The sequence below is a fragment of the Micromonospora maris AB-18-032 genome (assembly GCF_000204155.1).
GTDB lineage: Bacteria > Actinomycetota > Actinomycetes > Mycobacteriales > Micromonosporaceae > Micromonospora > Micromonospora gifhornensis.
Genome location: NC_015434.1, coordinates 5,439,108 through 5,453,232 on the forward strand (window position 1 = coordinate 5,439,108; position 14,125 = coordinate 5,453,232).

Below are 14,125 nucleotides of genomic sequence, written 5' to 3' on the forward strand. Positions count from 1 at the left end.
CAGCGATCGGGTGCTAGGTCTAGCGGCCCACCCCGCTAGACCTAGCACCCCCGCTAGCGGCACATCCCTTTCGTGGCCAGCGCCCTAACAACTAGCGGCGGTGGCCCTCTGCGCCCCTGATCCGCCTGTGGAGGCATTCCGTGACCACCATCGCCCTGCTCGCTAGCCTTCTCCCAATCGGTTACGCAGCGTGGTACCTGATCCTGTGTGCGGTGTCCCCTTGGGGACGCTGCCGGCGCTGCCACGGACGGCGCTCCCACCGCACCGCCATCGGCACCCGACGCGACTGCCCCCGCTGCGACGGCACCGGCATCCGCGTCCGCATCGGCCGCCGCATCGCCGACTACATCCGTGCCGAGTACCGGGCCGGCAACCAATGAACCGCCGCCGTACCGGCCCTGATCACCACACCGAGTGGTGCGCCCGGGACCACCGCTGCAACCTCACCGAACACCGATCGGCAGAGATCCTGGTCGACCTGCCCGGCCACGCTCGCGCCGTCCTCGTTCGTGTTCGCGCCAGCGACGGCCGCGAGCATGCCGAGATCCGCGTACGCGTCGCCCTGGCCGACGTCGACCCGGCCGCCCGCCGCCAGCTCGGCACCCTGCTCGCCGACCTGCGCGACCTGGTGGCCCACGCCGCCGTGACCCGCCGGCCGCGACCCGGCCGCACCGCCGCCTGACCTGCCCGCCTCACGACAGGAGCACGTCATCGTGACCCGACCTCCCGCACACGACCACGCCGCCGAGCAGGCCGTGATCGGCGCTGCACTGCTCAACCCGTCCGTCGTCGCCGACCTCGCCCCCACACTCGCCCCGGCCGACTTCCACCGGCCGGCACACGGCCGGCTGTGGGAAACGCTTTGCGCGATGCACGCCACTGGCGAGCCCCTCGACCCGATCGCCCTCGCCGCCCACCTCGCCGCGACCGGCGACCTGGCCAAGGTCGGCGGTGCCTCGTACCTGCACACCCTCATTGCCGCCGTGCCCATCACCGCGAACGCCGGACACTACGCGCGGATCGTCACCGACCACGCCCGCCGCCGCCAGGTCGCCGACCTCGGCACCTACTTCGCTGAGAAAGCCGACCAGGGTGCCGACGTCACCGACGTCATTGCCACCGGCCGCGCGATGCTCGACCACGCCGCCACCGGTACCCAGTGGGCACCGCTGATCCCGCTCGGCGACCGCCGCCACCTCCCCGAATTCCCCGCCTACGTCCTGCCCGGCTGGGTCGCCGAGCAGATCTACGCCGTCGCCGAGTTCACCCAAACCCCCGTCGACCTCGCCGGCTGCATCGCCCTCGCCGCCCTCTCCACCGCCGCCGGGGGCCGCGCCGAAGTGGAAGTACGCGGTTCCTGGCGCGAACCGACCAACCTGTTCACCGTCGTCGTCCTCCCGCCCGGAAGCCGAAAGTCAGCCGTGTTCGCCGCCATGACCGGCCCACTGCTCGCCGCCGAGAAGACCCTTGTCGAGCGCGTCAAACCGGCGATCGTGGAGGCCGAACTCGCCGCCCGCGTCGCCGGCAAGACAGCCGAGAAAGCCGCCATCGCCGCCGCGAACGCCGACACCTCCGGCCGAGACACCCTGCTCGCCGAAGCGACCGCCGCCGCCATGAACGCCGACGCCGTCACCGTCCCTGTCCTACCGCAACTGATCGCCGACGACGTCACCAGCGAGGAAGCCGCATCCCTGCTCGCCGAGCAGGGCGGACGCCTCGCCGTCCTCTCTCCGGAAGGCGGCATCTTCGCCACCATCGCCGGCCGCTACTCCGGCACCCCCAACCTCGAAGTGTTCTTGAAAGGCCACGCCGGAGACATGCTGCGGGTCAACCGCCGCTCCCGCGCCCCGGAGCACGTCGAGCACCCCGCGCTCACTCTCGGCCTGGCCGTGCAGCCCGACGTGCTGCGCGACATCGCCGACATGCCTGGCTTCCGAGGCAAAGGGCTACTGGCCCGCATCCTGTTCAGCCTGCCGGAAAATACCGTCGGCCGTCGGAAGATCGGTGCCGACCCCGTACCCGAACCCATCGCCACCGCCTACACCGCCAACCTCGGCGCACTGGTCGCCACCCTCGCCGAATGGACCGACCCCGCCGTACTCCCACTCACCTCCGAAGCCAACGAACGCGTGTTGGACATCGAACGCGCCGTAGAGCCACGCCTCGCCCCCGGCGGCGCATGGGGACACGTCGTGGACTGGGGCAGCAAGTACACGGGCGCAGTGGTCCGCATCGCCGGGCTGATCCACCTCGCCGAACATCTGCGCGACGGCTGGGGCAAGCCGGTCACTGCCGAGACGGTGGAGCGGGCCGCACTGCTCGGCGAGTACTTCGCCGCTCACGCCCTGGCCGCGTTCGACGACATGGGTACCGACAAGAGCACCCGCTACGCCCGGCTCGTGCTCGCCTGGATCGAACGCACAGGCTCGACCACCTTCACCAAGAAGGAGCTGTACCGGGCCGTCCGCAGCCAGATCCCCACCGCCGCTGACCTCGACCCCGTCCTATCCCTACTCGAAGTCCACGGCTACCTGCGCCAACTCGACCCACCAGCCCGGACTGGTGCCGGACGGCCACCGTCGCCGGCGTTCCTCGTACACCCTGACGTGAACCAGGCCACCGGCACCGTCCACGCCCTACCCGCAACGACAGGCCGTAGACCCGCGTAACCCGCTGGATTAAATGGCCGCAATGGCAGAAATCCCGGCCAATCGGGGTTTCTGCCATTGCGGCCATTCCAACCACGGCCCTTCGCGCCCATCTCCCTCCGGAGGTATGGCCTCGCTGCCGGCACGCTGGCCCATGCCGGCGCTTGCGCCGCCAGCGGGCCGACCGCAGCCGGCGCGGCACGCTTGCGGGCCGCCCTATCCACAGGGCGGACTTCGGCAGTTACGCCCCTGCTCCTGCTCCGGGATTTCGAGCTGTCGGTTCGGGTTCGTTGAGAAGCTGTTGGACCTGTCGCTGCAACTGCCACGTGTGAGATGTGTCTTCGAAAAGCGCCCGTACGGGTGCCTTACTTCCCGCAACACGACTTAAAAGGTCTGCGGCTAGGAGCAGGGCACCCGTATCGGCGAGAACATTGAGCTTGTATTCATCTATCACGTAGCCGGGCTCATGCTTCAACTTGTTGTAGGTCTCCCAGAAAGAGTGAGCCCAAGCGTCTCGATCTCCGACCCACTGACTAAAGGCACTACCCACGTGGTTCGCCAACGTCCAGGCGTACCCGCACCCGTTGTGTTTTGGTAGACGACACTTCGCCTTTGCCCACTGAGTAGTCCGCCTGTGCGCCGCAACCCAGTACTCCATTGCCGAGGCAACCTCAAGCATTCGCAAAGGCGGGGAGGCTTTGCCTTGCCGAAATGGCTCTATCAGCGGACGCACTGCTCGGAGGTGCTTATCGCACAGGCTCAGCCAACGCCTGAGCGCACGAACGCCCCCAATATCCGAAAGCCGCAAAATGGGGAAATCTTTATTTTTGGCTTCCGCTACGGCCCCAGGGACAGTCATCAAATGCTTATCCCAGAGCTTCGGCGACACGTCGGGCTCCCCCGATAGGTCTGGCTCAGCCAAGCCGCTCTCGGATCTGATAAAGCCATCAAAGCACCATGACATGAAATCTTGGATGCGAAGGATCGGGTCCCGAAGCTCCCTCAGCGTCTTCGGTTTGGCGGATCGGCACTCGATCTGTCCGGGTGCGAAGATCGTCCGCCTGTCTTGGCTTCCAACGGCGCTCCAGTATGCGGAGATCGCAACTTCCCGACCCCCACTAATCTTGACCACCTGTTCTGGCGGTGATTCAACCCGCACTTCGAACGCTTTAATTCTAGACCGTTCCGAAGTGTGTCTCTTTTCCGATACCGCCGAGACTCCCAGCCAGGACGAGAGTCCGAAGAAATGGGCCGATACAGACGTTAGCTTTTCACTGCGAACCTGATCTATCGCCAGTCCGACTAGAACAGACTGCGCCCGGTATGAGCGCACCGACGCGAAGGAGCCGCCGATCGTGGTCTTCGTGCTCCGCCCAGTAATGTTTAAGATTAGCACCCCGCCGTTTTCCGTCGCCCCAGTTATCAGTCGCGGCCTTCGCAATGCCGAAGACTTCCGGTTTTCGAAAGGGTCTTCATCGAGCGAGGTAAGCTCAACGAAATTTGTCGGAAGAAGCCTAAGGTAACCCCTCTCTGGATCCTCGCTGATGTCACGAGGCTTGGTGTCGGCTGGCCAAAACCATCCGATGCTGCCGCCAAGGAGGGCAGCGACCTTTTCATCCGTCACTCTGGTTCCTTAGACTGGTAAAGCGCAACCACCGCGATACGCCTCCACTCGTACATGCGTCGGTCCCGATACATCTCGATCAGATTAACGTAGGTAAGCGTAACGGCTGCAGGTCTAGGCGCGACCGCCCACGTAGCGGCCCGTCGCCGCTGGACAGGTTCGGCAGGTATCGCGAGCATGACGATTGCCTCTTCAGCAACGACAACCTCACCCCAACCGCCACGGCGTTCCTGTCGGACTCGGAGGCACTTCTCGGTTTGGTGGCCGCTGGCATCTAACTCACAGTGATAGATGACGATGGCTCGGGGGGCATACCGACTCTGGCGGACATCCAGCTCTACCGAGCAGCGACTGCGACTCACGGAGCGACACCCCGCCTCGAATGCGTTCACCCCGTCAAGCCGAACAACGTGGAGCTATTCGTGGTGCGAAATTCCGGCCGCCAGGGAAAGTCGGGCACGCCAGGGAAGGTGTTTGCGCAGCTAGAGCAACCACCGAAGCCAGATATCATGACGTGAATGCCACTTCTAATCCCAAGGCCGCAGGTTCGAATCCTGCCGGGCGCACCCTCACCACCGCAGGTCAACAGCTTGGTAGGCCCAGCAGGTCGCGGACCTCAACATGAGGTCACGGCCCACCCGTCCATCGCCGAGGCCGAGACGATTCCGACCGGCGAGGAGGTCGACGCTGTACGGGGTTGCTGGAAGACGGCGGCATCTTGGTGGCGGCGCCCCTGAGTACGGAGGCGGCCCGTACCCCGAGATCCGCTTCATTGTTCGCCGCTACGAGACCAGGCCCGCCCTGGCTGTGTGCAGCTCACACATGCGCTGAGCATCACGCTCCCAGGCGCTTCCTACGAGAGCGACGGGGTGGGTGACCTCTCTGACTTGCCTGTCATCGGTCTCCACCGAAAACCGTAGCGACAACGGCTCCGGCTGGAATGCGACCGCGCACTCGAACCGCAGCTCGACCAGGAGTTGACCTGTGCCGCCAGGGGGCAACAGCCGGGGTTGTCCTATGCTGCGTACCGCGACGCCCGGCCCCTCTGCCTGAACCCCCCGAACCGTGATCGGCGCGGGGCCAGCATTGATCAACAACAACTGCCCAGACAGTTGGACCGATCCCTGGGCGGCCGAGCCTCCGTAGTTGGCCGACTGAGGTAGGGCCACGAGCGCGACCACTGCGTTCCGCTCCCGCAGATCACGCGAGTCGCGCAGCTCGCTGACACCGAACCCGCCAAGCACGACGCCGACCACCAACGCAGCGACTAGGCGCAGGGTCATCTTCCGCCTGGCCATCGGCCGGTCAGAGGTGCCGGTTCCCGTCTCGGCCGGCTGGTGATTCTGCCCGTCCAAGTCGATCACAGCATGCTCCGCGACATGGGCGTCAGCCTAGGGTCTGCCCACGCCTAGCATCAGGTGGATGCTTGACGACCCGGCCACCTTCGCTCCCTTCGTGCTGCTGGAGTACCCCCACGCTCCTGGCACCTACTGCCTCATCCTGACTAACGAGCAGATGGAAGAGGTTGCGGAGAGGTTCGAGGAGGCAGGAGCCGAAGGCAACGGTCACGACTGGGAAGCTCTGGCCGAGGCAGTCGTGCAGACGAGGGAGCCGGGCCTCGCTGACGATCTCAGCTTCACGTCTGAGTCGGGGACGTTTGCCGTGAACAGCACCAACCTGGATGCGCTGCGTCGCCTCGCGTCGATCCTGCACTCCGCCTACCACGACGAGGCACTGCTCAGCGCTCTGCTTCGTGATGCGGGGCCAGACACCAGCGTGCGCTGACCACAATGGATGCACGACCAGGTGAGGCGGTCAGCCGGCACCGCGCTCCCCCGGTGGCTGCCGTGGTGGGCGGCTCGGCGTAGGGCCGAGCCGCCCACTGGCTGCCGACGGGTGAGGTGCTGGACGCACGACGACCAGTGCCTGACCGTCGTCGTGCCAGGCCGGTTCCGCCCGCGTCTGCGACCTCAGCGGCGGATTGTGGCGGCGAAGGCGCGTAGGTCGCCGACGAACAGATCCGGGACCTCCATCGCCGGGAAGTGGCCGCCGCGGTCGTACTCGCTCCACTGCACGATGTTCGGCAGGCCGCGCTCGGCGAAGCGCCGGATCGGCTGGCCCGGGTCGTGCTGGAAGACCGCGATGCCGAACGGCGTGGGCAGCGGCGGGGGCGGGGGCGGCGGGGTGGTGGCGATGGGCAGTAGTGCCGCGTTCTCGTAGTAGAAGTGCGCCGAGGACGCCCCGGTCGAGGTCAGCCAGTACAGCATGACGTTTGTCAGCATCCGGTCCCGGTCGACAGCGTCCTCGGGGACCTTGGCCGAGTCGGTCCAGTCCTTGAACTTCTCCACGATCCAGGCCAACTGCCCGACCGGCGAGTCCGTCAGGCCGTACCCCAACGTCTGCGGCCGGGTCGACTGGATGTGCATGTAGCCGGCCTGCTCGGTGGCGAAGCGCCCGAGCTTGCTCAGCCGGCCCAATTCCACCTCGGTGAGCGCCGCCATGTCTGCGGGGTCGTCGCTGGGCGGGGTGGGGAGGAAGTTCAGGTGGCCGCCGAGCACATGCTCGTGGTCCATGCCCGCCAGCATCACGGTGACCCACGACCCGAAATCACCGCCCTGAGCCACGTACCGGTCATAGCCCAGCCGGGCCATCAACTGCGCCCACGCTCCGGCCACTCGCGGCATGCTCCACCCCGGCTCACGCAACGGACCCGACAACCCGAACCCCGGCAACGTCGGGATCACCAGGTGAAACGCGTCCTCGGGGTTGCCGCCGTGCGCCCGCGGATCGGTCAACGGACCGATCACGTCGAGATACTCCACGAACGACCCGGGCCAACCGTGCGTGATGATCATCGGCGTCGCGTCCGGCTCCGGCGAACGCACGTGCACGTAGTGAATGTTGGCGCCGTCGATCTCGGTAGTGAACTGCGGCAACCGGTTCAACTCGGCCTCGGTGGCCCGCCAGTCGTAGCTGGTGCGCCAGTATTCGACCAGCTCACGCAGGTAGTCGGCGGGCACGCCGCGCTCCCACCCCACGCCTGGCATCTCCGCCGGCCAGCGCGTCGCGGCCAGCCGCCGGTCCAGGTCGTCGAGGGCTTCCTGCGGGATTTCGATGCGGTACGGAACCATTCAACACTCCTTAACGGACGGATCAGTGCCGCACGCCGCGCCCCGGAACGTTAGGAGGTCCACGCGAGGCAATCGACGGGCGGCGCCGGACCACGCGGTCAACGACGCTCGCCACCTCACTGTAGCCACGCCGCCGCTCAGAAAAGCCTTGTGACCAGGGAATATCGAGCACGATGAAGGAAGCTTCGGCGGCGCTTTCCGCTAGAGCATTGATCTCTGGAGACAACTGTCCACACTCGCCTGGGCGGTATCGGCCGACATCGAGCCATGGAAATCATTCCCGAGAAGAGGGGGACGACATGTCGGAATTCGAGGTCCAGGTCGGGGCGGGCATCCATCCGCCGGCGAAAGTGCTGATCATCGGTGCCGCCGGGTATGTCGGCACCCACACCGCCCGCGCTTTCGTGCAGTCCGGATACCAGGTCACCGGCCTGCAGCGGCCCGGCGGCACGAAGGTCTCGGCCCGCTACCCCACCGTGCCGGGCGACCTGACCGATCCGGCGTCACTGACCCGGGCGGCCCAGGGCTTCGACCTGGTCGTCAACCTCGGACCTCCGCTGGACGAGGAGCGGGATCTGGCCGCGATCGACGCGTTGCTCGCCTCGGGCGTACCGCTGATCCACACCTCGGGATCGGACGTCTCCGGCGAGGGCTACCGCGCCGAGGACACCCTCCCGACGCCGCACCCGTTCGTCGGATGGCGGGACACGGTGGAACGGCGCGCCGTCGAGGGCGGTGGCATCGTCGTACGGCCCGGTCTCATCTACGGCAACGGCGGCGGTGTGGTGGGCGACATGTGGATCCCGTTGCGTGACCGGGTCGGTGCGGGGGTGTACATCGGCGAGCCGGGTGTGCGCTGGGCCGCCGTACACGTCGAGGATCTTGCCTGGTTGTACGTGGCGATGGCCGCGAAGGCCGCACCCGGCACCTACTGGCACGGGGTCGCCGAGAGCATCGAGGTCGACGCCATCGCCGACGTGATCGGCGGCGGCAAGACCATCTCCTGGCCGCTCGACGAGGAGCCGCCGGCGGAGATCGCCGTCCTCGCCGGCCTGTTCCGTCTGGATCAGGAGGTCTCCGCGGTGAAGACCCGGCACCTGCTGGGCTGGAGTCCGGCGTACCCGTCGATCGTCACGGCGCTGCGCCACGAGCTGCGCCGCGAGCCGATGACCGACTGGCGCGACCGGAGGTGAGCATGTCCGCCGCGTCCGGCGGCCGGCCGTACGGTCGGCCACCGGACGCTGTCGGCGGATCAGCTCGGGTACCGGTCGTGCAGGCGGATCGTCACGCTGCCGGGCCCCTCCATCTGCCGGCCCAGCGGCGTGAGGTCAAGGTAGTTGAACGTGTTGTGCAGGATGTCGTTCTCCCACCCGTAGGACGAGTAGGTGTGGAAGACGTCCTCGCCGTCGCGCAGGAAGACGCTGACCGCACCCTGCTCGCCCTCGGTGAAGAAGTCCATTCCCTCGGCGAGCAGGGTGGCCTTGTCCTTGTAGTTGTATTCGACCGGGGCGACCGCCTCGTCGAGGGTGACGTGGAAGTCGTAGTTGAAGTCCGAGTCGAACGACGAGTACCACGGCAGCGGCCAGCCCATGCGCTCGCGGTGCCGCAGCAGCTTGGCCAACGGCGCCCGGGACACGATGGCGAAGGTCGTGTTGCGTGCGTGCAGGTGGGCGGGGTGACCGACGTTGTCCATCAGCAGCGAGCAGAACCGGCAGCCTTCTTCCCAGGCCGGGTCGAACATCATGTGGTAGACGATCAGCTGGCGTCGACCTTCGAACATGTCGGCCAGGCTCACGGTGCCCTGCGGCCCCTCGAAGACGTACTTCTTGTCCACGCGGACCATGGGCAGTCGCTGCCGCTCGGCGGTGGCGGCGCGCCGCGCCTCGTTCGCCGCGGCCTCGGTGGCCAGCAGCGCCTTGCGGGCGACCAGCCATTCCTCCCGGTCGACAACTGTAGGCAGACCCATATGCCCTTCCCTTCCATCCGAATTCCCGTCTCACAAGTGAGTCGGTGCCGGACGCGGGATTTCGACGTGACCGGTGCCGTACGCCGGCATCCATCGACCCGCGTGGCGTCGTTGTCCGCTCCGGGGCGATGTTCTAGCCTGGCTCAGTTGCCGGCCCGCCTGGAGTGCGAGCTGCCGGGATGTCGACATCGGCCTCTTCACTTCGACTTACCTTACGAGAGGCGCCGTGCGGGCGCCGGACCCCGAGGGTGAACCATGAAGTATGTCGTCCTGATCCACAGCAACCCGACCAAGTGGGCGCACCCGATGTTCCTCCACCAACGTGAGCAGTTGGAGCCCGAGGCGCAGGCGACCCGGCTCAAGGAGTTCGGCGCGCTGCTGACGGAGATCGAGCAGTCGGGTGAGCTGATCGAGTCGGCCGCGCTCGACGCGCCGTCCACGAGCAAGGCGCTGCGCGTACGCGACGAGCAGCTGACGGTGACCGATGGCCCGTTCGCCGACGCCAAGGAGCACCTGGCCGGGTTCTTCCTGATCGACGTCGCGAGCGAGGAGCGGGCGATCGAGATCGCCTCCCGGCTGCCCGACTCGCGCTACGGCACGGTGGAGCTGCGGCCGCTGGCGGATCTGTCGGGTATGGAGAGTTAACTGTGCAGGATCTGCTGCGCGGTCTCGTGCCGCAGGTCCTCAGCGTTCTCGTCCGGCGGTACGGCGACTTCGACGCCTGCGAGGACGCGGTGCAGGAGGCGTTGCTCGCGGCCGTGGTGCAATGGCCGGAGCAGGGCATGCCCGACTTCCCGTTGGCGTGGTTGATCACGGTGGCCAGTCGCCGGCTGACCGATCTGCGCCGCAGTGAGGCCGCCCGCCAGAAGCGGGAGGTCAACTCGGCCGCGTTGACGCCCCGGGACGAGTTCGTCGCCGCCGGTCCGGGTGACGACCTGCCGCACGGCGACGACACGCTCATCCTGCTGCTGCTGTGCTGCCATCCGGCGCTGTCGCGGCCCGCGCAGATGGCGCTGACGCTGCGGGCTGTCGGCGGTCTCACGACGGCCCAGATCGCCAGCGCGTTCATGGTGCCGGACGCGACCATGAGCCAGCGGATCAGCCGGGCCAAGCGGCAGATCAAGGCGGCCGGCGCGACCTTCCAGATGCCGACCGGCGCGGACCTGCACGAGCGGCTGCGGGTGGTCCGTCACGTGCTCTACCTGATCTTCAACGAGGGTTACACGGCCACCTCCGGTCCCGATCTGCGGCGACCCGACCTGACCCGCGAGGCGATCCGGCTCACCCGGGAGATCCACCGGCTGCTGCCCGACGACGGCGAGGTGGCCGGGCTGCTCGCGCTCATGCTGCTGACCGACGCGCGTAGTCCGGCGCGTACCGGCCCGGACGGGGCTCTGATCGCGTTGGCCGACCAGGACCGGTCCAGGTGGAATCAGGACCAGATCGCCGAGGGCGTCCACCTGGTGACCGGGACGCTGAGCAACGCACCCATCGGGCCGTACCAGTTGCAGGCGGCGATTGCGGCGCTGCACGACGAGGCAGAGCGCGCCGAGGACACCGACTGGCCGCAGATCCTCGTCCTCTACGACCTGCTGGAGCAGGTCTGGCCCAATCCGGTGGTGCGGCTCAACAAGGCGGTGGCGCTGGCCATGGCGCACGGCCCGCGCCGCGGCTTGGAGTTGCTGGCCACGCTGGACTCCGACGAGCGTCTCGCGGGCAGCCATCGCCTGCTGGCGGTACGCGCGCATCTGCTGGAGCTGGCGGGCGACCGTCGGGCGGCCCTTGAGGCGTACGAAGCGGCGGCGCGGCGCGCGACGAACCTGCCGGAACGCCGCTACCTGGAGGCACGCGCCACCCGGCTGCACGAATGAGCGCCTGAGCCCTCACCGCACGGCTGAGCCCCGGACGGCAGGTGCCGGCCGGGGCCCGGAAACCGTTCCGACTGTCAGAGGTGGTTGAGGGCGGGTGTGGGCGCGGCAAGGGCGGCGTCGGTGGCCCGCTTGCTGCGCATCATCGTCAGTGTGATGACCAGGCCCACGATGGCGAACACCACGCAGGCGGCGAACGCGGCCTGGAAGCCCGCCGTCGGCGATGCCACGGCCGGGGCGTACGAGGCGATGACGGTCAGCACGACCGCGACGCCGAGGCCGCCGCCGACCTGCTGGGCCGCGGTGTTGAAGCCGGACGCCAGGCCGGACTCGGAGTACGCGACCCCGGACAGCGCCGCCGCGGAGGCGGCCGTGGTGCCCAGCCCGAGCCCCACTCCGAACGGCACCAGCGCCAGGAAGGTCGCGCCGTAGGACATCGACCCGGTCGCGGTCAACGCCATGATCAGGCTGCCCGCGCCCAGCAGGACCAGGCAGACCGCGGCGACCGGCCGGAAACCGAGCCGGGTGACGAAGCGCTGCCCGACGTACGCGCCGATGAACGCCATGGCCGGCATGATCGCCTGGCGCAGGCCGAACTCCAGCGGCGACAGCCCGAGGACGATCTGCGAGTACTGCGAGATCGTCACCGAGAAGCCGAACGCCAGCATGCCCATCGTCACCATCGCGAGGTTGCCGCCGGTGAGGTTCGGCTTGCGGAAGATGTTCAGTGGCACCAGCGGAGCGCTGGAGCGGCGTTCGATGACGACGAAGAGCGCGAACAGCACGCCGGAGGCGGCGATCAGGCCCAGCGTGACCGGGCTCAGCCAACCCTGCACGGGCGCGACCACCACCGCGTAGACCAGCAGCACCAGGCCGGTGGTGCTGGTGAGCGCCCCTGCCACGTCGTAGGTGCGCGGGATACCCGCATCCCGGCTCTCCCGCAGCAGCAGCGGGCTGATCACGAGCATGATCAGCGCGACCGGCACGTTGACGAAGAAGATCCACTGCCAGCCGATGCTCGCCAGCGCACCACCGATCAGCAGCGCGGTGACCGCGCCGATGCCGGCGATGCCGGCCCACAGGGACAGCGCCTTGTTGCGCGGGGCACCCTCGGCGAACGTCGTGCTGAGGATGGACAGCGCGGTCGGTGCCATCAACGCGGCCGACACACCGTGCAGCGCCCGCGCGGCGATGAGGACCTCCGCGTTCGGGGCGAGTCCGGACGCGACCGAGACCAGCAGGAACAGCACCGTACCCAGAATGAAGATGCGCCGCCGGCCGAGCAGGTCAGCCAACCGACCGCCGAGCAGCAGCAGACCACCGAAGGTCAGCAGGTTGGCGTTGATCACCCACTGCGCCGCCTCGGGCGTCAGGTGCAGCGCCTCCGATATCGGCGGCAGCGCCATGATCACGATCTGCGAATCGAGGATGACCATGAAGTTCGCGGTGCACAGCAGGATGAGCGCCAGCCAGCGGCGCGTGTCGGGTTGCTCGGCGTGTGCCGGGGCGGCCGAGGTCAAGGGGTTGGCCATGGCAGGTCCTTCTGGGGGGTGGGCGGGCGGCGCTGGCGCCGCAGGGGGCAGGGCCCTTCCCGCGCGATGTGGAAGAGCCCTGCGTCATCAGGAATCAGGCCGCCGCCGGGACGGGTGCCTTGAGGTACACCGGGAGCGCCGCGTGGCCGTTCATGATGAAGGTGCCCTGCGGCTTGAGCTCCTCGGGCGCTACGGCGAGCCGCATGTCGGGGAAGCGCTCGAAGACCGCCGGCAGGGCGATCGCCGCCTCCAGCCGGGCCAGCGGCGCACCGAGGCAGAAGTGCACGCCGTGGCCGAAGGACAGGTGGGTCTTGTCGGCACGGGTGATGTCGAACTCGGCGCGGGTCTCGCCGTGCACGGCCGGGTCGCGGCCGACCCCGGCGAAGCCGATCATCACCGGGTCGCCGGTCTCGATGAGCACGTCGCCGAGCTGGATGTCCTCGGTGGCGAACCGGAACGGCAGCTGCGCCACCGGCGACTGCACCCGCAGCGTCTCCTCGATGACCGCGTCCCAGCCGACCTGCCCGCTGCGGACCAGTTCGAGCTGGTCGGGGTGGGTGAGCAGGTTGAGGATCGCGTGGCTCAGCAGGTTCATCAACGTCTCGGAGCCGGCGCCCAGCATCAGGTGCAGGGTGCCGACCATCTCCTCGTCGGTGAGGATCTCGTCGTCGACGCTCCTGCGGGCGATCAGCAGGCTGGTGAGGTCGTCGCCGGGTCGGGCGTGCTTCTCGGCGACCAGGTCCTCCATCGCCTTGTGCCACTGCTCGACGTTGGCTTCCGCCTCCTCGCCGCTGATGTTGGTGCTGACGTTGACCTCGCCGCCCTTGAGGGCGTCGGCCCGCGCCTCCTCGGGCACGCCGAACAGGTCGCAGACGACCGAGGCGGGCAGCGGGTAGCAGTACGCCTTCTTCAGGTCGACCACCGTGCCCGCGGGGACCTGCTCCAGGTTGTCCAGCAGCCGCTTGGCGATGCCTTCGATCAGGGGGCGGGCCGCCTCGACCCGGCGCGCCGAGAAGCCCTGCGAGATGACCCGCCGCAGCCGCTCGTGGTCGGGGTCGTCGCGGGTGGTCATGTTGTCCATCACCACCCAGGTGATCATGGGCCAGTCGGGCGGGATCTCGCCGTTGATGAACGCGGGCCAGTGCTGGCGCGGGTCCTTGGCGAACCGGTCGTCGCTGAGCACCCGCTTGACCAGGTCATGGCTGGTGACCGACCAGGCGAGCACCCCACCGGGCAGCTCGACCTGGGCCACCGGCCCCTGCTTGCGGATCTCCTCGGTCTCGGCGTGGATGTCCTCGCCGTTGCGGTCCATGAGGTGCGGGCAGCGCCTCTGCATGGGATGCCTCCTACAGACAC

At 68.0% G+C, this 14,125-nt stretch carries 13 protein-coding genes; 7 read left to right on the top strand and 6 right to left on the bottom strand.

What is annotated here, in order from left to right; all coding sequences use genetic code 11:
* Window positions 1-212 precede the first annotated feature (212 nt).
* Genes VAB18032_RS23995 through VAB18032_RS24005 form a run of 3 tightly spaced genes read left to right on the top strand, consistent with a single transcriptional unit; the run spans window position 213 to window position 2,669 of the window.
* A complete protein-coding gene (locus VAB18032_RS23995; protein WP_232510853.1) occupies window positions 213-380 on the top strand; it encodes a hypothetical protein in 168 nt (55 codons plus the stop codon).
* Complete coding sequence (locus VAB18032_RS24000) at window positions 377-682, top strand: hypothetical protein (protein WP_013735518.1); 306 nt, start codon at window positions 377-379, stop codon at window positions 680-682. Before VAB18032_RS23995 ends, VAB18032_RS24000 begins: the two co-directional genes overlap by 4 nt.
* A gap of 31 nt (window positions 683-713) precedes the next feature.
* Window positions 714-2,669, top strand: coding sequence for a DUF3987 domain-containing protein (locus tag VAB18032_RS24005; RefSeq protein WP_013735519.1), 1,956 nt, complete (start codon window positions 714-716; stop codon window positions 2,667-2,669).
* 220 nt (window positions 2,670-2,889) lie between these two features.
* Here VAB18032_RS24005 and VAB18032_RS33560 read toward each other — a convergent pair whose 3' ends face one another.
* Both VAB18032_RS33560 and VAB18032_RS24010 read right to left on the bottom strand, forming a co-directional pair.
* Window positions 2,890-4,272 (bottom strand): ApeA N-terminal domain 1-containing protein, encoded by a 1,383-nt coding sequence (locus VAB18032_RS33560; protein ID WP_158309511.1) that lies wholly within the window; start codon window positions 4,270-4,272, stop codon window positions 2,890-2,892.
* 782 nt (window positions 4,273-5,054) lie between these two features.
* Complete coding sequence (locus VAB18032_RS24010) at window positions 5,055-5,636, bottom strand: hypothetical protein (RefSeq protein WP_013735520.1); 582 nt, start codon at window positions 5,634-5,636, stop codon at window positions 5,055-5,057.
* A 58-nt stretch (window positions 5,637-5,694) separates the two neighbouring features.
* On the opposite strand from VAB18032_RS24010, the gene VAB18032_RS24015 reads away from it, so the two are divergent.
* Window positions 5,695-6,057: an immunity 51 family protein gene (locus VAB18032_RS24015; RefSeq protein ID WP_013735521.1), complete on the top strand. Its 363-nt coding sequence runs from the start codon at window positions 5,695-5,697 to the stop codon at window positions 6,055-6,057.
* A 185-nt stretch (window positions 6,058-6,242) separates the two neighbouring features.
* On the opposite strand, the gene VAB18032_RS24020 is transcribed toward VAB18032_RS24015, so the two are convergent.
* Window positions 6,243-7,403 carry an epoxide hydrolase family protein gene (locus tag VAB18032_RS24020; RefSeq protein WP_013735522.1) on the bottom strand — a complete coding sequence of 387 codons (1,161 nt, stop codon included), beginning with the start codon at window positions 7,401-7,403 and terminating at the stop codon, window positions 6,243-6,245.
* A gap of 299 nt (window positions 7,404-7,702) precedes the next feature.
* Here VAB18032_RS24020 and VAB18032_RS24025 point away from each other — a divergent pair, with 299 nt between their 5' ends.
* Window positions 7,703-8,596 (top strand): NAD-dependent epimerase/dehydratase family protein, encoded by an 894-nt coding sequence (locus tag VAB18032_RS24025; protein WP_013735523.1) that lies wholly within the window; start codon window positions 7,703-7,705, stop codon window positions 8,594-8,596.
* 59 nt (window positions 8,597-8,655) lie between these two features.
* Here VAB18032_RS24025 and VAB18032_RS24030 read toward each other — a convergent pair whose 3' ends face one another.
* A complete protein-coding gene (locus VAB18032_RS24030) occupies window positions 8,656-9,369 on the bottom strand; it encodes a DUF899 domain-containing protein (protein ID WP_013735524.1) in 714 nt (237 codons plus the stop codon).
* Between the two features lie 255 nt (window positions 9,370-9,624).
* On the opposite strand from VAB18032_RS24030, the gene VAB18032_RS24035 reads away from it, so the two are divergent.
* Together VAB18032_RS24035 and VAB18032_RS24040 are read left to right on the top strand one after the other, a co-directional pair.
* The gene (locus VAB18032_RS24035; RefSeq protein WP_013735525.1) at window positions 9,625-10,014 is read left to right on the top strand and encodes a YciI family protein; all 390 of its coding nucleotides are present in this window, start codon (window positions 9,625-9,627) and stop codon (window positions 10,012-10,014) included.
* Between the two features lie 2 nt (window positions 10,015-10,016).
* Entirely contained in the window at window positions 10,017-11,240 is a 1,224-nt protein-coding gene (locus VAB18032_RS24040) for an RNA polymerase sigma factor (protein ID WP_013735526.1), read from the top strand.
* 74 nt (window positions 11,241-11,314) lie between these two features.
* On the opposite strand, the gene VAB18032_RS24045 is transcribed toward VAB18032_RS24040, so the two are convergent.
* Window positions 11,315-12,769 (bottom strand): MFS transporter, encoded by a 1,455-nt coding sequence (locus tag VAB18032_RS24045; protein WP_013735527.1) that lies wholly within the window; start codon window positions 12,767-12,769, stop codon window positions 11,315-11,317.
* A 94-nt stretch (window positions 12,770-12,863) separates the two neighbouring features.
* Window positions 12,864-14,105 carry a cytochrome P450 family protein gene (locus VAB18032_RS24050; RefSeq protein WP_043721757.1) on the bottom strand — a complete coding sequence of 414 codons (1,242 nt, stop codon included), beginning with the start codon at window positions 14,103-14,105 and terminating at the stop codon, window positions 12,864-12,866.
* Between the last annotated feature and the right edge of the window lie 20 nt (window positions 14,106-14,125).

Excerpts from the sequence above, each read along its gene's own strand:
- VAB18032_RS24035 (WP_013735525.1), top strand. The coding sequence starts at position 9,625 with ATGAAGTATGTCGTCCTGATCCACAGCAACCCGACCAAGTGGGCGCAC.
- VAB18032_RS24050 (WP_043721757.1), bottom strand. The coding sequence starts at position 14,105 with ATGCAGAGGCGCTGCCCGCACCTCATGGACCGCAACGGCGAGGACATC.
- VAB18032_RS24020 (WP_013735522.1), bottom strand. The coding sequence starts at position 7,403 with ATGGTTCCGTACCGCATCGAAATCCCGCAGGAAGCCCTCGACGACCTG.
- VAB18032_RS24025 (WP_013735523.1), top strand. The coding sequence starts at position 7,703 with ATGTCGGAATTCGAGGTCCAGGTCGGGGCGGGCATCCATCCGCCGGCG.
- VAB18032_RS24015 (WP_013735521.1), top strand. The coding sequence starts at position 5,695 with ATGCTTGACGACCCGGCCACCTTCGCTCCCTTCGTGCTGCTGGAGTAC.
- VAB18032_RS24030 (WP_013735524.1), bottom strand. The coding sequence starts at position 9,369 with ATGGGTCTGCCTACAGTTGTCGACCGGGAGGAATGGCTGGTCGCCCGC.
- VAB18032_RS24000 (WP_013735518.1), top strand. The coding sequence starts at position 377 with ATGAACCGCCGCCGTACCGGCCCTGATCACCACACCGAGTGGTGCGCC.
- VAB18032_RS24045 (WP_013735527.1), bottom strand. The coding sequence starts at position 12,769 with ATGGCCAACCCCTTGACCTCGGCCGCCCCGGCACACGCCGAGCAACCC.